This window comes from Actinomadura rupiterrae (assembly GCF_024172125.1).
In the GTDB taxonomy this organism is placed as follows: Bacteria; Actinomycetota; Actinomycetes; order Streptosporangiales; family Streptosporangiaceae; genus Spirillospora; species Spirillospora rupiterrae.
Genome location: NZ_JAMZEA010000018.1, coordinates 162920 through 185861, shown reverse-complemented (window position 1 = coordinate 185861; position 22942 = coordinate 162920). Strand labels below are relative to the sequence as shown.

Here is a 22942-nt window from a genome sequence, read left to right as displayed (position 1 = left end):
ATGGCCACCACCCAGTCCGGTCTGGTCGCCGACGCATTGACGCAGGCCACCGGGCATGGCGTCGAGCTAGTCGGGGTAACGACCGAGGGTGATGTATCCAAGGCACTGCTCGCGCAGATCGGGGGGACCGGGGTCTTCGTCAACGGGCTCCGGGAGAGGCTGCTGGCCGGCGAGGTGGACTTCGCGGTGCACAGCCTGAAGGACCTGCCCACCGGGCCCGCCGAGGGGATCGCGCTCGCCGCCGTCCCGCGCCGCGACGACCCGCGCGACGCGCTGTGCGGCCCGCGCAAGCTGGCCGACCTGCACACGGGCGCGCGCGTCGGCACGGGCTCGCCGCGCCGCGTCGCACAGCTGCGCGCGCTGCGTCCGGACATCGAGGTCGTGCCGATCCGCGGCAACGCCGACACTCGGCTCCGCAAGGTCACCGACGGCGAGCTGGACGCCGTCGTGCTCGCCTACGCCGGGCTGAAGCGCATCGGGCGGCTGGACGACGTGGCCGAGGTGTTCGAGCCGGACGCCATGCTGCCCGCGCCCGGCCAGGGCGCGCTGGCGCTGGAGTGCCGCGCGGACGACCCGGAGCTGGTCGCCCTGCTCGCCGCGATCGACGACGCCGAGACCCGCGCCGCCGCGACCGCCGAGCGCACGGTGCTCGCCGTCCTCGAAGGCGGCTGCTCGGCCCCGGTGGGCGCGCACGCCGTCGTCAACGAAAGCACGCTGCACGTGACCGCCGCCGTCGTCGCGCACGACGGCACGCGGCAGGTGCGGCTGTCCGCAAGCGGCCACCCCGACCGGGCCGCCGAGACGGGCCGCGCGCTCGCCGAGGCGCTGCTCGGGCGGGGGGCCGACCAGCTGATGGGGGAGGGCGATTCGTGAGCCCCGCTAACGTCCCCGGCCGTCCCGTGACCGACCCGGACGCCGGCCGGGTGTTCCTCGTCGGCACCGGACCGGGCGACCCGAAACTGCTCACCCTGCGCGCGGTGGAGGTGCTCGGCGGCGCGGACGTGGTGATCGCGCCGGTCGCGCGGGTCCACCCGGAGGTGCTGGAGCACCGCCGCGCGGACGCCGAGCTGCTCGACTCCGCCGAGGTCGCCGACCCGGTGAAGCTCGCCGTGAAGCACGCCCGCGCGGGCCGCCGGGTGGTCCGGCTGTTCCTGGGCGACCCGGCGCTGGCCTGCGAGATGGCGTCCTGGGGCGAGGCCCTGCACAAGGCGGGCGTCGCGTTCGAGATCGTGTCCGGGGTGTCGTCGCTGACCGGCGTGCCCGGGTACGCGGGCATCCCGCTGACCGACGACAAGCACCGCGAGGTGCGGTTCATCGACGCGTCCGAGGGCGGTGTCGACTGGGCGGAGTTCTCCGACCAGGGCGCCACGCTCGTGATCGCCGGCGCGGAGCACTCGGTCGCCGAGGTCTGCAAGTCGCTGATCGCGGTCGGCCGCCCCGACTCCACCCCGGCCGCGATGACCATGCTCGGCACCACCACCGAGCAGGAGACCGTGGTCTCCGACCTCAAGCGCCTGGCCGCCGAGGCCAAGGGCATGGAGGTACCGGCGATGATCATCGTCGGGGACGTGGTGAGGTGGCGGGACCGGCTCGGCTGGTTCGAGGCCAAGCCGCTGTTCGGCTGGCGGGTGCTGGTGCCGCGCACCAAGGAGCAGGCCGCCTCGCTGTCGGAGCAGCTGCGCTCCTACGGCGCAGTCCCGGACGAGGTGCCGACGATCTCGGTCGAGCCGCCGCGCACCCCGCAGCAGATGGAGCGCGCGGTCAAGGGCCTGGTCACCGGCCGGTACGAGTGGGTGGTGTTCACCTCCACCAACGCCGTCCGCGCGGTGAAGGAGAAGTTCCAGGACTACGGCCTCGACGCGCGCGCGTTCGCCGGGCTGAAGGTCGCGGCCGTCGGCGAGGCGACCGCGCGGGCGCTGGCCGAGTTCGGCGTCCAGCCCGACCTCACGCCGTCCGGGCAGCAGTCGTCCGAGGGCCTGGTCGAGGTGTGGCCGCCCTACGACGAGGACCTCGACCCGATCAACCGGGTGCTGCTGCCGCGCGCCGACATCGCCACCGACACGCTCATCGCGGGCCTGACCGACCTCGGCTGGGAGTGCGAGGACGTGACCGCCTACCGGACCGTCCGGGCCGCGCCGCCGCCCGCGCCGATCCGCGAGGCGATCAAGGGCGGCGGGTTCGACGCGGTGCTGTTCACCTCGTCGTCCACGGTGAAGAACCTCATCGGCATCGCCGGCAAGCCGCACAACGTGACCGTCATCGCGTGCATCGGCCCGCAGACGGCCAAGACCGCCGAGGAGTACGGCCTGCGGGTGGACGTGATGTCGCCCAAGCCGTCGGTCTCCGCGCTGGCCGAGGCCCTCGCGGAGTACGGTGCGAGTCGGAGGGCCGCCCAGATCGAGAACGGCGACCCGTTGCGCAAGCCCAGCCAGATGCGCCGGGGCGCGCGCCGCCGCAAGTAGTGACCCCGCGGCGGGCGCCCGGTGACCCCGGCGCGCCCGCCGTTTTCGTTCGTCTGGAGATGACCGATATGTCCGCCCAGTTCCCCGTCGCCCGGCCGCGCCGCCTGCGCCGCACCCCCGCGCTGCGCCGGCTGACCGCCGAGACCCGGCTCGCCCCGGCCGACATGATCCTGCCGATGTTCGTCAAGGAGGGCATCGCCGAGCCGCAGCCGATCGGGTCCATGCCCGGCGTCGTCCAGCACACCCGCGAGTCGCTGCGCAAGGCCGCGCACGAGGCGGTCGAGGCGGGCGTCGGCGGCATCATCCTGTTCGGCGTCCCGATCCTGAAGGACGCCGTGGGCTCCGGCGCCGACGCGTCCGACGGGATCGTCCAGTCGGCGGTCCGCGACCTGGTGGCCGACCTCGGCGACTCGACCGTGATCATGACCGACGCGTGCCTGGACGAGTTCACCGACCACGGCCACTGCGGCGTCCTCACCGCGTCCGGCGAGGTCGACAACGACGCGACGCTGGAGCGGTACGCGTCGGTCGCGGTCTCGCAGGCCGCCGCCGGGTCCGCCGTGATCGCGCCGTCCGGGATGATGGACGGCCAGGTCGAGGCGATCCGCTCCGCGCTGGACGCGGCGGGCCACGAGAACGTGTCGATCCTGGGCTACTCGGTCAAGTACGCGTCCGCCTTCTACGGCCCGTTCCGCGAGGCCGCCGAGTGCGCGCCGCAGTTCGGCGACCGCGCCTCCTACCAGCAGGACCCGGCCAACGCCGACGAGTCCCTGCGCGAGGCCTTCCTCGACCTGGACGAGGGCGCCGACATGGTCATGGTGAAGCCCGCCGGGGCGTACCTGGACATCGTCCGGCGCGTCCGGGACGCGGTGGACGTGCCCGTCGCCGCCTACCAGGTCAGCGGCGAGTACGCGATGATCGAGGCCGCCGCCGCGAACGGCTGGCTGGACCGGGACCGCACGATCATGGAGTCGCTGACCGCGATCCGCCGGGCCGGCGCCGACATGATCCTCACCTACTACGCGACCGAGGTCGCCCGGAAGCTGGGCTGAGCCCGGCCGGCGGGGGCCGGAACCGGCCGCGAGGTAGGTGATCAATTGCCGGGGATCACTTCCTCCTAGTCACTTGGGACCGTTTCCGGGGGGTTGCCGTGTCCGCGCGATCCCCCGACCGGCATCATCGACTATCAAGAGAGCCGGATGGGGCCGGTGATCCGGTCCCGTGGTGATGGGGGGCGTCATCGTGCTTGCGGTCTCGGGCGGCAGGAGCAAACGGACCCGCGAACGGCCGCGCCCCATGAAGGAGGCGGCGCACGCGTACGCCGCCCTCGGCTGGCCCTGCGTACCCGGCGCCCATGTGGGCCGCGACCGCGCCTGCTCCTGCGACCGCGTCGGCTGTCCCGACCCGGCCGCCCATCCCGTCGCCGCCACGTGGGCCATCCAGGCCAGCGTCGACCCCGCCGTGATCGACCGGTGGTGGACCGAGCGGCCCGACGCCAACATCATCCTTCCGACCGGGCGCGTCTTCGACGTCTTCGACGTCCCGTCCGAGGCGGGGGCGAAGGCCCTGGCCCGGCTTGAGGCCGAGGGCCTCGCGGTCGGCCCGGTCGCCAGCGTCGCCGACGAGCGCTACCTGTTCTTCGTCGCCACCCGAGGCGCCCCCGTGGACGAGGACGAATGGTGGTCCTGCCACCTCGACTGCTCGCCCGAGACCGTCACCGAGACGCCCGGCATGCGCTGGCACTGCCGCGACAGCTACGTGGTCGCGCCGCAGTCCGTCCTTACCTATGGCCGGACGGTCGGCTGGATCCGGCCGCCCGAGAACGCCCCGCTCCCCGACCCCCTGCGCCTCCTCGAAGTCCTCGCCGACGCCTGCGAGACCCTCTAGCCGCCCGCCGCAGCGGCCTACCGCCTCACCTGCCTGGCCGCCGCCTCACCGGCCCGCCGCGGCCGCGTGGTCGGTTCCTGAGACGTAGCCGCTCGCCTGGAGGGTGAACAGGCGCGCGTACTCGCCGTCCAGCGCCATCAGCTCGTCGTGCGTGCCGCGCTCGGCGATCCGCCCGTCCGCCAGGACGACGATGAGGTCGGCCTCGCGCACCGCGCCGAGGCGGTGCGAGATCAGCACGCTCGTCCGGCCCGCCCGGTGCGCGCGCAGCGACGCGTGCACGGCGTGCTCGGCCTCGGCGTCCAGGCCGGAGCTGGGCTCGTCGAGCAGCAGCAGGTCCCGGTCGTCCCGCAGCAGCGCGCGGGCCAGCGCGAGCCGCTGCCACTGCCCGCCCGAGAGCGCCGCACCGGACGCGTCGCCGCTCCCGGCGAAGATCTTGCTCAGCATCGTGTCGTAGCCCTGGGGAAGGTCGCTGAGAGCCTCGTGGACGCCGGCGCGGCGCGCGGCGGCCTGGATCCGCTCCGGATCGTCCTGTGCGGCGAGGTCGCCGAGCATGATGTTCTCGGACGCCGTCAGGTCGTACTCCATGAAGTCCTGGAAGACGACGCCTACGCGGTCGCGCAGCTCGGCGGGGTCGAGATCGCGCAGGTCCGTGCCGTCCCAGGTGAGGGAGCCGCGGTCGGGGTCGTAGAGGCGGCAGAGCAGCCGGACGAGGGTGCTCTTGCCCGCGCCGTTCACGCCGACCAGCGCCAGGCTCTTCCCGTGCGGGACGACCAGGTCGATCCCGCGCAGCACCCACGGCTGGTCCTCGGCGTAGCGGAACCACACGTCCCGCAGCTCGACGCCGCGCCGCATCTCCGGGACGGGACGCGGGTCCGCGCGGACGGGCAGGTCCGGCTCGGCCTCGGTGATGGTCACGAAGTGCCCGAACAGCAGGAGCGCCTGGTGGGCGTCCGCCCAGCGGTCCACGATCTGCGCGAGCGCGGTCTGCACCCCGGCGACGGCCGCGACGAACATCGTCACGTCGCCGGGCGAGATCCGGTGCGAGGCGGCGGCCAGCACCGCCCACACGAGCCCGCCGGCCGCGACCGCGCCGCCGAGCAGGGCCAGCAGCCCCTGGCGGCGCAGCGTCGCGACGTCCACGCGGCGCTCGGCGGCGTCGGTGGCGCGCAGCTCGCCCAGCATCCGGCCGCGGAAGAAGCCGCCGAGCCCGAACAGCCGCACCTCCTTGGCGGCCTCCGGCCTGGTCAGCAGCTCGCCGTAGAAGATCTGGCGGCGCAGCCCGGGGCTGATGCCCCACATCGTGCGGGCGCGCTCGCGGCTCAGCCCGAGCTGGATCCACGCGGACGGCAGCGCGGCCAGGAAGATCACCGCGACCAGCCAGGGGTTGACCACCAGCAGCGTCCCGACGAACCCGGACAGCAGCAGCGCCGACTGCGCGATCGCGAGCGCGCCGGAGACCAGCCGCTCCGGGGCGTTCTCGCTGGACTCGCGGGCCAGGCGGAGCGTGTCCTGGAACCCGGGGCTCTCGAATCGGCGCAGGCCCGCGTCGGCGTTCACGGCGCGGAACAGCCGGTCCGACGCCAGCGCCCGGACGGACCGCTTCAGCTGCTTCTGGACGTAGGTGGACGCGTGCGGCAGGGCCGTCATCGACAACCCGCACGCGGCGAGCCCGGCGGCCAGGGGGAGCAGCGTGGAGCGGCCCTCGCCCGCGGACAGCGCGTCCAGGACGAGCTTGGTCAGCCACGCGGTCGCGACCGGAGCGAGGCCCGCCAGCACCGCGAGCGCGACGGCCACCGGCGTGGCGCGCGGATCCGCCCGCCACGTCAGGAAGGCGACGCTCGCGAGCCGCCGCCGCAGCGGCACGGTCACCGGCGACGGGGTCACGAGCGTCGCTCCCTTCATGTCACGGCCGCGTCAGCGGCGGTTCGCGTACGGCTTCGGACGCCGCGTGAGAAGCGGCGGTGTCAGAAGCGGCAGTAGGTGTGGCCGGCGACGATGCAGCACCAGGCGCCGGTCGTCGACCGCCAGCAGGTGTCGGCCTTGGCCGAGGTGGACGGCAGGAGCCGGTCGAGCACGCGGTCGCTGAGGCGTGTGAGGGAACGGACCATGGAAAGGCACCTCCGGTGCAGGGGGGTTGGTCGATCGGGTGAGGTCTCCGGTCGGGCGCGATGCCGACCGGGCGCGGTGCTTGATCAGGTGGGTGAGGTGCCTGATCAGGTGCAGTAGGTGTGACCGGCGTAGATGCAGCAGTGCATGCCGGTCGAGGTCCACCAGCAGGCCTCGGCCTTGGCCTTGGTGGACGGCAGGACCCTGTCCAGCATGCGGTCGCTCAGTCGGGTGAGGGCACGGACCATGGAGAACACCTCCATAGACGCCGGATCGCTCCGGGCGCGGGACTGGTCGAGCGCTTCGCACGCGGTTCCGGAACCCGCCCAGCGCTCGCTTGCCCAGAAGCTAACCGGCGGCGATCAAGGGCTCAAGAGGCCGGTTCCGCGTTGTGACTTCTGCGATCAGCGGCGAGTGGATCTTGGTGACAGTTGCCGGTTTGGCCGCTCTCAGGCGGCCTGCGGGCCGCAGCCCGGGTCGCCGCTCAGCAGGCCGTCGCTCAGCCGCCGCCCAGGCGTCGCAGGACGACGCCGAGCAGCCGCTCGCCGGAGTACAGGCCGCGCTGCCGCGAGTCGATGCTGTCCGGGTTGTCCCCGAACACCGCCAGCCGCCCGGGCGGGACCGTTCCAGCATCGGCCGGAACGCCGTCCGGTATGGGGTCGCCAGGGAGGGCGGCGACGCGCTTGACGTTCCAGATCGTCCGGGCGGGACCATCCGCGCCCGGCGGCGGGGCGGCGAGGTACTCGCCCGTGGACGGCGGCTCCAGGACGACGATGTCGCCGTTCCGGACGTCCGCGAGGGTGCGGCGGCGGACCAGCACGCGGTCGCCGTCCTGGAAGGTCGGGGCCATGCTGCGCCCCTCGACCGTGACCACGACCAGCCGCCGCCGGGCCGCCCGCGCGGCGAGCCCGGCGGTGAGCGCGACCGCGCCGAGCGCGCACGCCAGCGCCGTGCGCCGCGTGCCCGGCGGCGACGTCCGCTGCGCGTGTGCCGACGTCGCCCCGCGCGCGCACGCGAGCGACGTCCGTCGCGCGCGCAACAGCGACGTCCGTCTCATCAGGACGCTTCTCATCGGACGGTCAGGCGGTCGGCTTCGGGGCGGCGATCGGGGGCTTGCGCGCCCAGTCGCCGTAGGACGTCAGCAGCCAGTGCGGCTTAGCGCCCGCGCGCAGCTTCAGCTGGACGGGCCGGTTGGCCTTGTCCAGGCGCAGGAAGAACGTGACCTCCTGCGCGCCTGTGGCACGTGCCAGGTCGGCGTAGAGGCTCCCGAAGCCGGGTTGCTGCCCGAGGGCGCCCAGCGCGGCCGTCCCCTGGTAGACGGCCCCGGCGTGCTGGAGCTTCGTGGAGTTCTCCAGCAGGGCCGTCAGGGCCGGTACAGAGCCCGCGGAGCGGATCTGCTCCGCCAGCAGCGGGTAGCCCTTGGTCGACACCGGAGCGAGGCGCCAGCCCTTGCCCGCGCGCACGTAGGCGTTGTCGCCGATCACTACCGTCCGGCCGGGCTTCTTGGTGTCGCCCGTCCCGGCGAGCTGCATCATGTAGGACGGCTCGCCGCCCTGGACGAGCGTGAACGTGCCGTGCGCGGTGACGTTGACGCCCGGGCCCGTCCGGCGGAACGAGAACGACGCGGAGGGCGAGCGGTTCGTGGCGTCCCGGATCTGGGCGGCCAGCGTCGCGCCCGGGCCCTGCGGCGCGGGCGGCGTCGAGGGGGCCGTGGTCCGGGCCTCCTGGGACGGGTGCGGCGGGTCGGCGGTGTCCTTCTTGCCGCCGGTGAAGTAGTAGGCGGCGCCTCCGCCTCCGGCGAGGACCACGGCGACCGCGGCGATCACGGCCCAGCGGCGTCCGCCGCCGCCCCCGCCGGACGGCGCGGACACCCGGTTCTGGCCGGTGATGCGGATCCGGGCCGGGCTCGGCTCGGGGACGTCGGCGGTCTCCTTGACCAGCTCGGCCAGCCGGCCGCGGCCCTGCGCCTCCCAGGACGGCCCGTACGCCGCGACTGCCGCCTCCTCCAGCTCGGCGGCGAAGTCGGCCGCCGAGGCCGGGCGCTTCTCCGGCTCCTTGGCGAGGCCGTGCGCCAGGACGTCCCGCAGCGGACCCGGGACCTGGTCGACCGGGACGGGCGTCTCGCGGTGCGCCTTGGCCCAGCCGGAATTGCTGCGGGCGCTGAACGGCGGCCGTCCGGTCAGGCACTCGAAGAAGATCGCGGCGGCGGCGTACAGGTCGGACGCGACCGACGGCGGCGCGTCCTCCCACAGCTCGGGCGCGGCGTAGGCGGGCCCGGCGGTCGGACCGAAACCCAGGCCGAAGTCGGTGAGGCGGGCCTCGCCGTCCGGCGTGACCATCACGTTGGAGGGCCGCAGCGCGCCGTGCACGACCTCGCGGGTCTGCCCGGCCGCCAGGCCCAGCAGGACGCCGCCGAGCGCCGAGAGGGCCGCCAGCGGGCCGGAGGGGCCGCGCGCGGCGAGGATGCGGCGCAGCGAGACCCCCTCGGCGCGTTCCATCACGATCGCCGTGCCGCCGCTCGGGGAGGGGTTCTCGACGAAGTCGTAGAGGTCGACGACGTTCGGATCCTCCAGTTGGGACAGCCTGCGCGCGACCATCCGGTACCGCGACAGCAGCGCCTCGTCGGACTCCAGGCGCCTGTCGAGGTACCGCACGGCGACCTTGGTCTGCGTCATGTCGTCCACGGCGAGCACCACGCGCCCCGCGGAGCCGCCGCCAAGGTCCCGCTCGTGGGTGAATCCCGGAACCGTCCAGCCGTCGACCACGGTGTGAGCCATCCCTCCGATCCGGCGGCGCCGGTTGTGAGACCGGGGGTGCCGCCGCTCGCGGCACCGACATCCCGCCTGAAGCATTCTCGCCTGTCCGCAAGGGGCAGACGACGCCTTTGCTGGAATATCGGCCGGTACCAGGCGAGGTCAAGACGCGTCACCGAACTGCAACTGGTTGACTGGTGGGGTGACCGATGCAGACAAGTCCCAGGAGTTGTTCGAACGGGCCGGACGGGTCATCCCCGGCGGCGTGAACTCGCCGGTGAGAGCGTTCAGGGCGGTGGGCGGAACCCCCCGGTTCATCGCGTCGGCGCGCGGGCCCTACCTCACCGACGCGGACGGGAACGAGTACGTCGACCTCGTCTGCTCGTGGGGGCCGATGATCCTCGGGCACGCGCACCCGGCGGTCGTGGAGGCGGTGGCGAAGGCGGCCGAGCGCGGCACGTCCTACGGCGCGCCGTCGCAGGGCGAGGTCGAGCTGGCCGAGGAGATCGTCGCGCGGGCGCCGGTGGACCGCGTCCGGCTGGTGAACTCCGGCACCGAGGCGACCATGTCCGCGCTCCGGCTGGCGCGCGGGTTCACCGGCCGCTCCAAGGTCGTGAAGTTCGCCGGCTGCTACCACGGGCACGTGGACGCGCTGCTCGCCGCCGCCGGGTCCGGCGCGGCGACGTTCGGCCTCCCCGACACCCCCGGCGTGACCGGCGCGACCACCGCCGACACGATCGTGCTGCCCTACAACGACGTGATCGGCGTCGAGCGGGCGTTCGCCGACTTCGGCGGCGAGATCGCCTGCGTGATCACCGAGGCGGTGCCCTGCAACATGGGCGTCGTCCCCCCGACGAGCGGCTTCAACGCGCTGCTGAAGAGCCTGTGCGAGCGGCACGGCGCGCTGCTGGTCATCGACGAGGTGCTCACCGGGTTCCGCGCGTCCCGCTCCGGCTGGTACGGCGTGGAGGGCGTCGCGGGCGACCTGATGACGTTCGGCAAGGTGATGGGCGGCGGGCTGCCCGCCGCCGCCTTCGGCGGGCGCGCCGACGTGATGGACCGCCTCGCCCCGGCCGGTCCCGTCTACCAGGCCGGCACGCTCTCGGGGAACCCGCTCGCCACCGCGGGCGGCCTCGCCACGCTGCGGAACGCGACCGACGAGGTGTACGCGGCGATCGACCGCAACGCGGCGGCCGTGTCGCAGGCGGCGTCCGAGGCGCTGGCCAAGGAGGGCGTGCCGCACCGGCTGCAACACGCGAGCAACCTGTTCTCGATCTTCTTCACGGACGCCCCGGTCGTGCAGAACTTCGACGGCGCCCAGAAGCAGGACACCGCCGCCTTCGCCGCGTTCTTCCACGCGATGCTCGACCGAGGCGTCTACCTGCCGCCCTCGGCGTACGAGGTGTGGTTCCTGTCGGCCGCGCACGACGACACCGCGATCTCCAAGATCGTCGACGCCCTCCCGCACGCGGCGCGCGCCGCTGCCGAGGCTTCCGCCTAGTTCCCGCCGGTTGGGGGCGTACCGCTGGGACGCCCACAACCAGGTTCAGAACGCCCCGACCCTGCTCGGGACGCGCGTGACCGGGCTTAGACGGCCGACTTGAGGGCGCGTTCGACGGTTTCGGGGGCCGGGGGTAGGAAGGGCGCCCGGACGGACGGGTCGTCGATGATCCCGCGCGCGGCGAGGCACGCCTTGAGGACGGTCGGGGACGGCTCGGAGAACAGCGCGTCCACCAGAGGGACGAGCCGGTCGTGCATGGCGAGATCCAGGTTCGCGTAGGCGGACGGCACGAGGTTGGCCGTAGCCGCGATCACGCCGCCTGCGCCTAGGGCGAGCATGGGGTAGGCGTATGCGTCGTCCCCGCACAGGACCTTCTCGCCTGCCTCGGCCAGCAGGACGAGCGTGTCGGCGTCGATTCCTCCCGGACAGTGCTTCATCCCAACAACGCCGTCCAGGTCGAGGATGCGCAGGATGGTTTCGGCGGAGAGGGCCCGGCCCGTCCGGTAGGGGATGTTGTAGATGAGCACCGGGACGTCCACTGCGGACGCGACGGCGGCGAAGTGCCGCACGACGCCCTCTTCGGTCGGGCGCAGGTAGTACGGGGCGACGACGAGCAGCCGGTCCGCGTACGAGGCGCGCTCGCGCGCCTGCGCGATGGTGGCGTCCGTGCCCATCGTCCCGGCTCCGACGGTCAGCGGCGCGCCGTAGGCGTCGCAGACGTTCCGGGCGACGCGCAGGACGGTCTCCAGCTCGTCCGGGGAGAGCGTGGCGGGCTCGCCGGTGGTGCCGAGCGCGACCAGGCCGGACGCGCCGCCGTCGAGCACGTGCTTCGCGAGCCGTTCGAGCGAGGCGACGTCCACCTCGCCTTCGGGTGTGAAAGGTGTGACCAGCGGGACATGGGTTGCGTGCATCGAAGTCACCTCGTGGGTACGGGATCGGGTGTCCGGTCGAGCACCGGCGTCCGCCGCGGGCGGATGCGGACCGCGCCGAGCGCGACCCCGCCGACGATCAGCGCCGCCGCGCCCAGCCGCGCGGGGCTCACGTGCTCGTGCAGCACGACCACGGCCGCCGCCAGGCCGAACGGCGGGACGAGCAGGGAGTACATGCCGACCGTGCTGGCCTCGTACCGGCGCATGAGCAAGCCCCAGAGGCCGTAGCCGCCCAGCGTGGACAGGTAGGCGATGTAGGCCAGCGCGCCCAGCCCGGCCGCGGACGGGTGCGCCAGAGAGTGCCCGATCGCGTGCGGCCCCTCGAAGGCCAGCGACAGGGCGAGCATGGGCAGCGGCGGCACCAGCGACACCCACACCATGAAGCCGAACGAGTCGACCGGCGCGGTGGCGTGCGCGTTCATCCGGCGCATCGCCACGTTCGCCAGGCCCCACATGAACGCCGCGACGATGCACAGCAGGAACGCGCCGAGCGGTCCGCTCGTCCCGTCGGACTGGAGCACGCCGAGCCACGCGACCCCGCCGAACGCGACCGCCATCCCGGCGATCTGGCCCGCGCTCAGCCGCTCTCGTAGCGTCGCCCAGGCGACCAGCGCGGTGAACAGCGCGGACAGTTGCAGCACCACCGACGACAGCCCGGCGGGCATGCCGATCCGCATCGCGATGAACAGCAGCCCGAACTGCCCGACGCCGAGCGGCAGGCCGACCAGCAGCAGCCAGCGCGCCGGGACCGGCGGGCGCCGGACGACGAACACGGCCGGCAGCGCGGCCACGGTGAAACGCAGCGCGGCGAAGAACAGCGGCGGGTAGTGTTCGAGGCCGATCTTGATCGGGACGAAGTTGAACCCCCACACCGCGGCGATCAGGACGGCGAGCAGGACGTGGCGGGAACGCATCCCCCGATCGTTCGCCACCTCAGTGTTTAGGACAAGCTAGATCTTCTTGACAGATGGATTTAGCATTGCTTCATGCTTGATCTGGAAAGGCTGCGCGCGCTGCACTCCGTGGCGACCTACGGGTCGGTCAGCGCGGCCGCCGACGTGCTGCACGTCACCACCTCCGCCGTCTCCCAGCAGCTCGCCAAGCTGGAGCGGGAGACCGGCCAGAAGCTGCTGGAGCGCAACGGCCGCGGGGTCCGGCTGACCGACGCCGCGCAGCTGCTCGTCGGGCACGCCGGGCGCATCCTGTCCCTGGTCGAGCAGGCCCAGGCCGACCTGGAGGCGCACCGCGGCGCGGTCGTCGGCCAGCTGTCGGTCGGCGCGTTCCCGACCGCGATCCGCGGGCTGTTCCCGGCCGCCATGCGCGCGCTCCGCGCCGAGCATCCCGACCTCCGCGTTTTGCTCAGCGAGCTGGACCCGCTGGAGAGCATGCCGCTCGTCCTGCGCGGCGACCTCGACATGGCCGTCGTCCAGGACTGGAACAACGAGCCGCTCCCGCTGCCCGAGGGCCTGGTGAAGGGCGCGATCTGCGCGGACGTCGCGGACGTCGCGCTCCCGCCCGGCCACCGGCTGGCGGGCTGCAACGGGATCGACCTGGAGGAGCTGGCGGGCGAGATCTGGATCAGCTCCACGCCCGGCTCGATCTGCTGCGACTGGCTGAACCGGACGCTCCGCTCGATCGACTGCGAGCCGCACATCGACCACCACGCCTACGAGTTCGCGACCCAGCTCTCGCTGGTCGCGGCCGGGCTCGGCATCGCGATCCTGCCCCGGCTCGGGCGCTGCGACGTCCCGCCCGAGGTCGAGGTCGTCACCCTCAAGGCGCCGCTCACCCGGCGCGTCTACGCCGTCTGGCGCGAGGAGGCCGCCCGCCGCCCCGCCATCCGCGCCGCCCTGGACGCCTTCCGCAAGGCCGTCCCCTCCGACGTCCCCATCCCCGCCTGACCTTCCCATCCCCGCCTGACCTTCCCGGGCCCGCCTGGCTGCCCTGGACGCGCTGTCCCGGGCCCGCCTGACCTGTCCTTCCCGGCCTGATTCCCCGGTCGCCGGGACGGCTTGGGCGGATGCGGGGCGGGTCGGGCCCGCGTTCCGCTACATTCGCCCGGATTGATCGGATCCGGGGGTGTGTGCGGGCGATGGACGGGTGGCGCGTCCCGGGGTTCACGACCGTCCGGACGCTGGGACAGGGCGGGCAGGGCTCGGTCGTGCTCGCCCGGCACGACGCGAGCGGCACGCTCGTCGCGATCAAGTACGTCGACGACCGCGCGGACCGCGCGCTGCTCCGGCGCGAGGCCGCCATGCTCGGACGCGCCGCGAGCCCGCACGTCGCGCGCCTGTTCCAGCTCGTGGAGACCGCCGAGGGCGCGGCGATCGTGATGGAGGCCGTGGACGGCGTCCCGCTGCGGACCGTCCTCGAACGGCACGGCGCGCTCGCCCCCGAGGCCGCGCTGACCGTGCTCAAGGGCTCGCTGCTCGGGCTGGCCGCGGCGCACGGGCTCGGCGTCGTCCACCGCGACTACAAGCCCGCCAACGTCGTCGTCCCGCCGGACGGGCGCAGCAAGCTGATCGACTTCGGCATCGCGGTCACCGCCGGGCGCGCGAGCGGCGGCGCGGGAACGCCCGCATACATGGCGCCCGAGCAGTGGCGGCACGGCGTCGCGACACCGGCGACCGACGTGTACGCCGCGACCTGCGTGTTCTTCGAGTGCGTGACGGGACGTCGTCCTTTCGCCGGCGGCCAGACCGTCCTTGAGCACGCGCACGTGAACGAGCCGCCGCCCGTCGAGGCCGTCCCGGAGCCGCTGCGGAACCTGGTCGCGCACGGCATGGCCAAGGACCCGGCGCGCCGCCCGCCGAGCGCCTCGGCCTTCGTCGGCGAGCTTGAGGCCGTCGCCTCCGCCGTGTACGGGCCGGATTGGGAGGGACGGGGCGTCCGGGCGCTCGCGGCGTCCGCGGCGGCCCTGGCGTCGCTTTTCCCGATCGCCGCGCTGCTCGGCTCAGGTGGGGGAGCGGCCGGTGCTGGGGTCGGGGCGTCCGCTGCGGGGACTTCGGTGGCGGGCGCGGCGTCCCAAGGGCTGCTGGCGTCCACCACGACGAAGATCGCGCTGGGCGTCGTCGCGACCGTCCTGGTCGCGGGAGGCGGCGCGGCGGCCGTCCGGCAGTACGCGTCCTCGCCGGCGCCGAAACCGCGCCCGACGCCGACACCGACTCCGACCGTCCAGCTCGTCGCGTCGAAGCAGTGCAAGGTCACCGGGCCGCTCGGCGACGACCAGACCCCGAAGGACGCGGCTCCGGCGGTCAAGGTTCCTGTCCGGCTGCCGGTCGGCGCGGCCCTGTACCGGTTCCAGAAGGACACCTACGTGATCGGGCCGTCCGGGCAGGACTGCTCGGCGTCGAGCGGCAACGGCGGCGGCGGGTCCGGCGTCGGCTCGGGCCGCGCGGGATCGGTCCAGACGTTCGAGGCCTACAGCCTCGGCACGAGCAAGATCCACGTCTGCCTGTACTTCCCGGACTCGCCGGACGCCGCGAAGATCCGCCGCACGGAGCCGTGCACGTCCGACATCAAGGGCCTGACCCCGCTGGACACCGGCGATCCGGGCGTCCAGGCGGTCACCGCGCCGAACGCCGTCGCAGCCGCGGACCGCCCGCCGTCGCCGTACGTGTCGGTGGTGCTCGCGCTCCTGAAGGGCGGCTCGATCACCTGCGTCCAGCCGCTCGCGAAGGCCGACATCTGCACCGCCGCGCTGACCTACTACGTCGCCGGCGCGGGCGCCGCCGCCAAGAAGCCGTTCTCGCCGTCCACGCTGGAAGGGATCCGCGCGCGGATCGCCCGTGCGGTCGCCGCCTCGAAGCGCTGAGCTGGGATGATGATCGTATGACCTACGAGCTGCTGATCTGGCGCTCCGACCGGCTGCTGACCCGGGAGGACGCGGCGCAGATCCAGGAGACCGAGCCGGAGCCGACCCCGGCGGTCGCCGAGTTCGCCACCGAGCTGGGCCGCCTCCACCCGGACGTCGGGATCGCCGCGACCGACCGGTTCGCCCGGGTCACGATGGCCGACGACCGCGCCGACCAGGTGTCCACGGACGTCTACGCCATCGCGCAGGGCCAGGGCCTGGTCGTCTGGGATCCGGTCCGCGAGCTCGTCCACAACCTCGCGCCGGTGGGCGTCTACCAGGGCATGCAGCTGCACACCGGCGACGGCATGATCGTGATCGACCCGGACCTCGGGCTCGTCCGGGACGTCCTGGCCCGGCTGGACCTCGCCAACCCGTTCGCCGCCCTCGTCGTCTTCGGCCACCACTTCATCCAGGTGTCCCCGGAGGACGGCGGCTACGAGCTGGAGTACAAGGACGGCGCGCGCGGCGCCCTCTACCGCACGCGCATCCCCTTCCTGGTCGACGTCCAGCGGGCCTTCACCGAGTACGCCAACGACGACCGCGGCTACCTCGACCGCCACACCTGGGAGACCGTCAGTACCGGATGACGGCCCCGGCCGAATCGGGCCGTCCGCCCCAGATGTAGTCGCCCGAGCCCCAAACGGACGCGCCGCCCGGCACCCGCGAGAGCTGCGCGACGCGCAGCGCCTTGCCCTTGCGCGCGGGCAGCTTCGCCTCCGTCCAGCGTCCGTCGGCGAAGTGGTACACGCGGAACGTCGTGGACGCCCAGACGCCGCCCTTCCCGTCCGAGGCGAGCGAGACGACCGGGTTCCCGCCCGGCGGGTCGATCCGCTTCCAGGCACGGCCGTTCCAGTGCAGCGCGACCGGGCGGGGCAGCAGATCGGCGCCGACCTGCGCGTACCGCGTCCCGGCGACCCACACGTCCGAGGACGACCGCGCCGCGATCGCCGACAGCGTGCTTCCGCGCTGCTTCACCACGGGCAGCGCGGGGAGCTTCACCCGAGTCCACGATCTGCCGTTCCAGCGCGCGACGACCGACTTGGCCGAGGTGCCCGCGTGGTCGATCCCGACGGTCCACATGTCTTTGGCGGACGCCGCGGCGCCGCCCCGCATCAGGAACCCCAGGCGGGGATGCGTCCAGGCCCGGCCGTCGAAGTGGTACGTGCTGAAGGTGATGAGGTCGTCGCTGCCGTAGACCCAGACGTCCTTCGGGCCGTTCACGACCGCGCCCTCGATCGGCGACGTGATCTTCCAGGTGCGGACGGCCTTCCAGCTGCGGCCGTCCCAGTGCAGCGCCACCTGAACGCTGTAGCCGGCGCTTCCGAACGCCCAGACGTCATTCGGCGCCGAGCCGGCGACCGCCGTGAGCGAGATCTTCCGGTACGCGGCGGGCAGGGTGGGCTCGGTCCAGCGGCGCCCGTCGAAGCGCCAGGTATGGGCGTGCCCGGAGGCGTTGCCGACCACCCAGACGTTCTTGCTGTTGATCGCCGCGATCCCGTGGAAGGCCGCCCTGGCGTCGTAGCGGGCGAGCTTCCAGGAGGGCGCGGCGGCATCGGCGGCGACGGGCGCCAGGACGGCGCCCAGGAGCGCTCCGGTGGCGGCGAGCGTCAAGGAACGGTGCATTGCGGCCTTTCTTCGTGGCCGTGGGGACGGGGCGCCGGGATGATCTTCTCGACGTCCCGTCCTGGCCGGGGGGGGGTGCGGGCTTCGGGCGGCCGCCGGGGTCCCTTGGAGGGGCCCCGGCGGCGGGGGTGATGCCCGATTCGTCCTATCTTGTGTGACAGTGGGGTTGGAGTCGGCGCTGTTCAGTGTGGGTACGAAGCGTCAGCGGGGGCGGGGGTGCGCCATGTCGGGAACCGAGGTCGGAGAGCTCATCGGTGCGGTCGAGCTGAACGCCGTGGCGTCCAGCGTGGCGCTCGCGCGGGAGTTCGTCCGGCACGAGCTGGCGGACGATCCGCGCTGCGACACCGCCGAGCTCCTCGTCTCCGAGGCGTGCACCAACAGCGTCCGGCACTCCCGCTCGCGCGACGGCGGCAGCTTCACCCTCGCCCTGCATGACAGGCACGGCGTCCTGCATTGCGAGATCGTGGACGACGGCGCCGCCACCCTCCCCACCAGGCGCGAAGGCGACGAACCCCGCGACAACGGCTACGGCATCGTCCTCATCGAGGCCATGGCCGACCGCTTCGGCTACACCGCCGACCCGTCCGGAAGCCTCCACACCTGGTTCGAACTCTCCCTCTAGCCGAGGTTCAGCGCCTCTAGCCGAGGTTCAGCGCGTCCCGCTGTAGACGACCGTGTCGTAGAACGGCGCGGGCCCGTACTCGATCACGCCGATCGCCCAGAGCGCCGGAGAGTGGGGGATCGCCGCGAGCGTGCGGAAGTACGGGCGGCCCAGCCGGTGCTTGGGCGGCGACTGCGCCACCCACTTGCCCTTGACCAGATGGAACAGGTCGGTGCCGCCGACCGTGGAGCTCCGCGAGAGCCAGGCTCCGCCGCGTCCGTCCGCCACGGCGGCCACGAGCGGGGCCTTGGCGGACTTCCCGCGCGGACCCGCGTACTTCGTCCAGGACCGTCCGTTCCAGTGGAACGCCACCGGCGTCTCGGTCGTCCCGGACCGGACGCCGCCGACCGCCCACACGTCGCTCGCCGTCCGCGCGCTCACCGCGCGGATGTCGAGCGCGCCCGAACCGATCTTGACGGCCCGCCACGTCCGGCCGTCGTAGTGCAGCACGGACCTCCCGGTCGTGGCCCAGATGTTCTTGGACGAGACCCCGCTGACCTGCTCGATCGTGCCGGGCGTCGGCACCTTCCGCCAGGTCGAGCCGTTGAAGTGCCAGGCGCCCAGCCCGCCGTCGCCGAACGCCCAGGTGTCCTTCGCGCCGAAGGTGACGCCGGTGAACAGGCTCGTCTCGCGCTTCCAGGTGTGCTGGACCGTCCAGGCCCGGCCGTTCCAGCGCAGCGCGTGCACCATGCGCCCGTCGGCGTTGGTCGCGGTCGACGCGAACGCCCAGACATTGCCCGAGGACGACGCGGACACCTCGTCGACCCCGCTCTCGGTGTTCCGCTTCGAGGTCAGCGCGGCGGGCAGCGGCGTGTTCCTCCAGCGGCGCCCGTCGAAGTGCTGGATCGCCGAGAAGTCCCTCGCGACGTTGTCCCAGCTACCGGCGAGCCAGACGTCGCGCGGGCCCAGCGCCGCGACGGACGCCAGGCCGTTGCTCACGTTCCCGAGGGTGCGGGAGGCGTTGATGTCGTAGGTGAGTTTCCAGTGGGACGTGGCGGCGGACGCGGGGGAGGCCGTGACAGCCGCGAGGGCGGTGGCGGTCAGGGCGGCTGCCAGGGGCAGGGGACGCGGCATGGCGGGCCTTTCGGTCGGAGTGACGCGATCTTGACGCGCGAGGGGCGCCGCCGGTTGACAGCCCTGGCGAAGGGCGGCCGGCCGGGGGAGAGGGCGGCGCGCCTGGGGACGAGGGGGCGGGGCGGGGGGCCGCCGCCGGGCGGGTAGCCTGGCGACGCGATGAGTGAAAAGACGATCGTTCACCTGCTGCGGCACGGTGAGGTGCACAATCCTGACGGGGTCCTGTACGGCCGGCTGCCCGGTTTCCGCCTGAGCGAGGACGGGAACGAGATGGCGCGCGCCTCGGCCAAGTGGTTCGAGGGGCGCGACGTGACCGCGCTGTACTCCTCGCCCATGCAGCGCGCGCTGGAGACGGCGGCCCCGCTGGTGGACGCGTTCGAGCTGCCGGTCACCGTGGACGATCGGCTGATCGAGGCGGACAACCACTTCGAGGGCCTGACGTTCGGCGCCGGCGCGGGCAGCCTGCGGCGGCCGGAGCACTGGCGCTACCTGTGGAACCCGTTCCGGCCGTCCTGGGGTGAGCCTTACACCGAGATCGCCCGCCGCATGCGATCTGCGGTGATCGCCGCGCGGGACGCCGCGTCCGGGCACGAGGCCGTCCTGGTGAGCCACCAGCTGCCCATCTGGATCCTGCGCCTGCACGCCGAGCACCGCAGGCTGTGGCACCACCCCGGCAGGCGCGAGTGCAACCTCGCCAGCGTCACCAGCCTGGAGTTCGAGGGCTCCCGGCTGGTCGGGACGTCCTATGCCGAGCCCGCCGCGGGCATCGGCCGGGGGACCGGTGTCGCGGGCGCCTGACCCGGTCGGTACATTGAGTACTACGTCTTGTAGTAGGAGGGTGCGTTGAGCCCCCGGATCTCCCTCGTCTGCGCCGTCGCGGCGTCCTCGGTGGTGCTGCTCGCCGGTTGCGCGGGCGGCGGCACCGGCGGCCCGAGCGGCGGCGACAACCGGTTCATCGCGGGCAACGGCAAGGTCCAGGAGGTGGCGTCCACCGGGCGCCATGCCGCGCCGTCCGCCGAGGGGAGCACCCTCGAAGGCAGGCAGGTCAAGCTGTCCGACCTGCGCGGCAAGGTCGTCGTGGTGAACTTCTGGGCGTCCTGGTGCGCGCCCTGCCGGGGCGAGGCCCCGTCGCTGGAGCAGGTCTACCAGCAGAACAAGAACAGCGGCGTCGAGTTCCTCGGCGTCAACTTCAAGGACGACAAGGACAACGCGCTCGCCTTCGAGCGCCGGTTCAAGGTGTCCTTCCCGAGCCTGTTCGACGGGGACGGCCGCGTCGGCCTCGCCTTCAAGGACGTCCCGCCGAACGCGATCCCGACCACGCTGGTCCTCGACCGGCAGGGCCGGGTCGCGGCGCGGATGCTCGGCGCCACGACGTTCTCCACGCTGAACCCCGTCGTGACCAAGGTGCTCGCGGAGAAGTGATGCTCGCGGCGGTGAACACCGAGACGACCGTCACCAGCGGCTCGCTGCTGGCGGCGGCGCCGCTGGCCGCGCTCGCCGGGCTGGTGTCGTTCGTGTCGCCGTGCGTGCTGCCGCTCGTCCCCGGCTACCTGTCCTACGTGACCGGGATGACCGGCGCCGACCTCGCCGAGCAGCGGCGCGGCCGGCTGCTCGGCGGCGTCGCGCTGTTCGTCGGCGGGTTCACCTTCGTGTTCGTCAGCATGGGCGCGGTCGCGGGCGGCTTCGGCCGCTGGATGCTGGAGTACCAGACCACGATCCAGCGCGTCCTCGGCGTCATGACGATCGTGTTCGGGCTGGCGTTCATGGGCTTCATCCCCGGCCTCCAGCGGACCCTGAAGTCGGGCCGGGTGCCCGCCGCGGGCCTCGCCGGCGCGCCGCTGCTCGGCGTGATCTTCGGCCTCGGCTGGACGCCGTGCATCGGCCCGACGCTCGCCGCCGTCCAGTCCCTGGCGATCACCGAGGCCAGCTCGTCCCGCGGGGCGCTGCTGTCGGTGGCCTACTGTGTCGGGTTGGGCCTGCCGTTCCTGCTCACCGCGCTCGCCTACCGCCGGGCGCTAGGCGCGTTCGCCGCCGTCAAGCGGCACTACGCGCTGGTCATGCGGGTCGGCGGCGGGATGCTGGTGCTGATCGGAATCGCGCTGGTGACCGGGCTCTGGAACGAGATGACCATCCAGATGAAGTCGTTCATCGGCGGCTTCGAGACCCCGATTTGATGAGCCATGGCCGACACTGACACTGAGCGCGACAAGGCGTCCGACCAGGGCGAAGCCGACAAGCCGACCGAAGCCGACAAGCCGACCGAGGTCGACACGACGGCCGAGGTCGACACGACGGCCGAGGTCGACACGACGGCCGAGGCCGGTCGGGCCGACGAGGTCGAGGAGGCGGCGACCGCCGCCCCGGCCGCACGGACGCCCGCCGCCGACGGGCCGCGCCCGAAGGGGATCGGACCGCTCGGCTGGCTGCGCTGGGCGTGGCGGCAGCTCACCACCATGCGCACCGCCCTCGTCCTGCTGTTCCTGGTGGCGCTCGGCGCGATCCCGAGCTCGTTCCTGCCGCAGCGCGGGCAGGCGCCGGAGAAGGTCGACCGCTACTTCCAGCAGCACAAGGCGCTCGCGCCGTGGCTCGACAAGTTCTCCCTGTTCAACGTGTTCTCCGCGCCCTGGTTCGCGGCGATCTACATCCTGCTGTTCGTGTCGCTCGCGGGGTGCGTCCTGCCGCGGCTGGTCAAGCACTTCCAGGCGATGCGCGCGCAGCCGCCCGCGGCGCCGCGCAACCTTACCCGGCTGCCGCAGACCGCGACGTTCGAGACGTCCCGGACGCCGGACGAGGTGCTCGCCGAGGCGAAGGCCCTGCTGAGGAAGCGCCGGTTCCGGGTCGCGGACGGCACGGGCTCCGTCGCGTCCGAGAAGGGCTACGCGGGCGAGCTGGGCAACCTGCTGTTCCACCTGGCGCTGCTCGGACTGCTGTTCTCGCTCGGCGTCGGCAACCTGTTCGGCTACCGCGGGGACGTCCTGCTCCGCGAGGGCTCGTCCTTCGGGAACACGCTCGCCCAGTACGACCAGTTCAAGCCCGGCCGCATGTTCGACACCAACGAGCTGTCGCCCTTCTCGATCACCCTGGACGACTTCCAGGCCAAGTACGAGCTCAAGGGCGAGAAGCGCGGCCAGGCCACCGACTTCCACGCCGCGATCACCTACCGCGACAAGCCGACCGGCCCGGCCAAGCGCTACAACCTGCGCGTCAACCACCCGCTGGAGGTCGGCGGCGCGAAGGTCTACCTGCTCGGCCACGGCTACGCGCCGCAGTTCACCGTCCGGGACGGCAAGGGCCAGATCGCGTTCCGCGGCGCCGTCCCGTTCCTGCCGCAGAACCCGCGCACCCTGCAGTCCGAGGGCGTGATCAAGGCCCCGGACGCGCAGCCCACCCAGCTCGCCTTCTACGCGATCTTCTGGCCGACCGCGACCGCCACCCCGGACGGCAAGCAGATCGTCTCGGAGTTCCCCGCCGCGCTGCGCCCGGTCATCTCGATCGTCGGCTTCAAGGGCGACCTCGGCCTCGACAACGGCGGCGCCCAGTCGGTGTACCAGCTGGAGGGCATCGGCAAGACGCTGAACCCGGTCAAGGGCGGCGAGAAGCTGATGGAGCCGGGGGAGACCTTCAAGCTCCCCGACGGCTCCGGCTCGGTCACCTTCGACGGCGTCAAGGAGTGGACGAGCCTGTCGGTCAACCACGACCCGGGCCGGATGCCCGCGCTGGTCGCGGCCGTCCTCGCCATCCTCGGCGTGATCACCTCGTTCACCGTCCGGCGGCGCAGGGTGTGGGTCCGTGCGAGCGCCGCGGAGGACGGGCGTACCGTGGTGCATGTCGGCGGGCTCACGCTCGGGAACCCGACCCCGGAGTTCGACGACGTGGTCACCGCCCTGCGCGGCACGCCGCCCGAGGCCTCCGGCGAACCGGAGCACACGCCGGACGCCGCGTCCAGCGGACCGGAGCACGAGTCGGACGGCGCGTCCGACGAACCGGAGCACACGCCGGACGCCGCGTCCGGCGGCGAACCATCCGAACAGTCCGGGGCCGCGACGTCCACGTCGGCGACCGACGACCCTTCTGACAAGGAGTGACGAGG

At 73.1% G+C, this 22942-nt stretch carries 22 protein-coding genes; 13 read left to right on the top strand and 9 right to left on the bottom strand.

Features of this window, described 5'->3' with window-relative positions; all coding sequences use genetic code 11:
- The 4 genes from hemC to FHU30_RS43675 all read left to right on the top strand — a co-directional run bounded on the left by hemC (position 1) and on the right by FHU30_RS43675 (position 4349).
- The gene (hemC, locus tag FHU30_RS43690) at positions 1-873 is read left to right on the top strand and encodes a hydroxymethylbilane synthase (RefSeq protein WP_253883646.1); all 873 of its coding nucleotides are present in this window, start codon (positions 1-3) and stop codon (positions 871-873) included.
- Positions 870-2462 carry a bifunctional uroporphyrinogen-III C-methyltransferase/uroporphyrinogen-III synthase gene (locus tag FHU30_RS43685; RefSeq protein ID WP_253883615.1) on the top strand — a complete coding sequence of 531 codons (1593 nt, stop codon included), beginning with the start codon at positions 870-872 and terminating at the stop codon, positions 2460-2462. Before hemC ends, FHU30_RS43685 begins: the two co-directional genes overlap by 4 nt.
- 68 nt (positions 2463-2530) lie before the next feature.
- Entirely contained in the window at positions 2531-3514 is a 984-nt protein-coding gene (gene hemB, locus FHU30_RS43680) for a porphobilinogen synthase (protein WP_253883614.1), read from the top strand.
- Positions 3515-3758: 244 nt separating this feature from the next.
- Positions 3759-4349, top strand: coding sequence for a bifunctional DNA primase/polymerase (locus tag FHU30_RS43675; protein WP_253883613.1), 591 nt, complete (start codon positions 3759-3761; stop codon positions 4347-4349).
- A gap of 45 nt (positions 4350-4394) precedes the next feature.
- On the opposite strand, the gene FHU30_RS43670 is transcribed toward FHU30_RS43675, so the two are convergent.
- From FHU30_RS43670 to FHU30_RS43650, 5 genes are all read right to left on the bottom strand, one after another.
- Positions 4395-6233, bottom strand: coding sequence for an ABC transporter ATP-binding protein (locus tag FHU30_RS43670; RefSeq protein WP_253883612.1), 1839 nt, complete (start codon positions 6231-6233; stop codon positions 4395-4397).
- An 80-nt stretch (positions 6234-6313) separates the two neighbouring features.
- The gene (locus tag FHU30_RS43665; protein ID WP_253883611.1) at positions 6314-6457 is read right to left on the bottom strand and encodes a hypothetical protein; all 144 of its coding nucleotides are present in this window, start codon (positions 6455-6457) and stop codon (positions 6314-6316) included.
- 105 nt (positions 6458-6562) lie between these two features.
- Positions 6563-6703: a hypothetical protein gene (locus FHU30_RS43660; protein WP_253883610.1), complete on the bottom strand. Its 141-nt coding sequence runs from the start codon at positions 6701-6703 to the stop codon at positions 6563-6565.
- A 251-nt stretch (positions 6704-6954) separates the two neighbouring features.
- Positions 6955-7512, bottom strand: coding sequence for a S26 family signal peptidase (locus tag FHU30_RS43655; RefSeq protein WP_253883609.1), 558 nt, complete (start codon positions 7510-7512; stop codon positions 6955-6957).
- A gap of 22 nt (positions 7513-7534) precedes the next feature.
- Entirely contained in the window at positions 7535-9232 is a 1698-nt protein-coding gene (locus tag FHU30_RS43650) for a protein kinase domain-containing protein (protein WP_253883608.1), read from the bottom strand.
- Between the two features lie 178 nt (positions 9233-9410).
- Here FHU30_RS43650 and hemL point away from each other — a divergent pair, with 178 nt between their 5' ends.
- The gene (gene hemL, locus FHU30_RS43645; RefSeq protein ID WP_253883607.1) at positions 9411-10709 is read left to right on the top strand and encodes a glutamate-1-semialdehyde 2,1-aminomutase; all 1299 of its coding nucleotides are present in this window, start codon (positions 9411-9413) and stop codon (positions 10707-10709) included.
- A gap of 86 nt (positions 10710-10795) precedes the next feature.
- Here the strand turns inward: hemL and FHU30_RS43640 are convergent, their stop codons facing one another.
- A complete protein-coding gene (locus FHU30_RS43640) occupies positions 10796-11620 on the bottom strand; it encodes a 4-hydroxy-tetrahydrodipicolinate synthase family protein (RefSeq protein WP_253883606.1) in 825 nt (274 codons plus the stop codon).
- A gap of 5 nt (positions 11621-11625) precedes the next feature.
- Entirely contained in the window at positions 11626-12552 is a 927-nt protein-coding gene (locus FHU30_RS43635) for an EamA family transporter (protein ID WP_253883605.1), read from the bottom strand.
- 72 nt (positions 12553-12624) lie between these two features.
- Here FHU30_RS43635 and FHU30_RS43630 point away from each other — a divergent pair, with 72 nt between their 5' ends.
- The 3 genes from FHU30_RS43630 to FHU30_RS43620 all read left to right on the top strand — a co-directional run bounded on the left by FHU30_RS43630 (position 12625) and on the right by FHU30_RS43620 (position 16081).
- Positions 12625-13539 carry a LysR family transcriptional regulator gene (locus FHU30_RS43630; RefSeq protein WP_253883604.1) on the top strand — a complete coding sequence of 305 codons (915 nt, stop codon included), beginning with the start codon at positions 12625-12627 and terminating at the stop codon, positions 13537-13539.
- Positions 13540-13730: 191 nt separating this feature from the next.
- Positions 13731-15452, top strand: coding sequence for a serine/threonine-protein kinase (locus tag FHU30_RS43625; RefSeq protein ID WP_253883603.1), 1722 nt, complete (start codon positions 13731-13733; stop codon positions 15450-15452).
- A gap of 17 nt (positions 15453-15469) precedes the next feature.
- Entirely contained in the window at positions 15470-16081 is a 612-nt protein-coding gene (locus FHU30_RS43620) for a hypothetical protein (RefSeq protein ID WP_253883602.1), read from the top strand.
- Here FHU30_RS43620 and FHU30_RS43615 read toward each other — a convergent pair.
- On the bottom strand, positions 16068-17117 hold the full coding sequence (locus tag FHU30_RS43615) for a hypothetical protein (RefSeq protein WP_253883601.1): 1050 nt from the start codon (positions 17115-17117) through the stop codon (positions 16068-16070). The genes FHU30_RS43620 and FHU30_RS43615 overlap by 14 nt on opposite strands.
- Positions 17118-17340: 223 nt before the next feature.
- Between FHU30_RS43615 and FHU30_RS43610 the strand changes: the two genes are divergently transcribed.
- Positions 17341-17739 carry an ATP-binding protein gene (locus tag FHU30_RS43610; protein ID WP_253883600.1) on the top strand — a complete coding sequence of 133 codons (399 nt, stop codon included), beginning with the start codon at positions 17341-17343 and terminating at the stop codon, positions 17737-17739.
- A 27-nt stretch (positions 17740-17766) separates the two neighbouring features.
- On the opposite strand, the gene FHU30_RS43605 is transcribed toward FHU30_RS43610, so the two are convergent.
- Complete coding sequence (locus tag FHU30_RS43605; RefSeq protein ID WP_253883599.1) at positions 17767-18852, bottom strand: beta propeller repeat protein; 1086 nt, start codon at positions 18850-18852, stop codon at positions 17767-17769.
- Between the two features lie 159 nt (positions 18853-19011).
- On the opposite strand from FHU30_RS43605, the gene FHU30_RS43600 reads away from it, so the two are divergent.
- Genes FHU30_RS43600 through resB form a run of 4 tightly spaced genes read left to right on the top strand, consistent with a single transcriptional unit; the run spans position 19012 to position 22937 of the window.
- Positions 19012-19650: a histidine phosphatase family protein gene (locus FHU30_RS43600; protein WP_253883598.1), complete on the top strand. Its 639-nt coding sequence runs from the start codon at positions 19012-19014 to the stop codon at positions 19648-19650.
- Positions 19651-19695: 45 nt separating this feature from the next.
- Positions 19696-20274: a TlpA family protein disulfide reductase gene (locus FHU30_RS43595; protein ID WP_253883597.1), complete on the top strand. Its 579-nt coding sequence runs from the start codon at positions 19696-19698 to the stop codon at positions 20272-20274.
- Positions 20274-21026: a cytochrome c biogenesis CcdA family protein gene (locus tag FHU30_RS43590; RefSeq protein WP_253883596.1), complete on the top strand. Its 753-nt coding sequence runs from the start codon at positions 20274-20276 to the stop codon at positions 21024-21026. Before FHU30_RS43595 ends, FHU30_RS43590 begins: the two co-directional genes overlap by 1 nt.
- A gap of 6 nt (positions 21027-21032) precedes the next feature.
- On the top strand, positions 21033-22937 hold the full coding sequence (resB, locus tag FHU30_RS43585; protein ID WP_253883595.1) for a cytochrome c biogenesis protein ResB: 1905 nt from the start codon (positions 21033-21035) through the stop codon (positions 22935-22937).
- Positions 22938-22942: the final 5 nt, after the last annotated feature.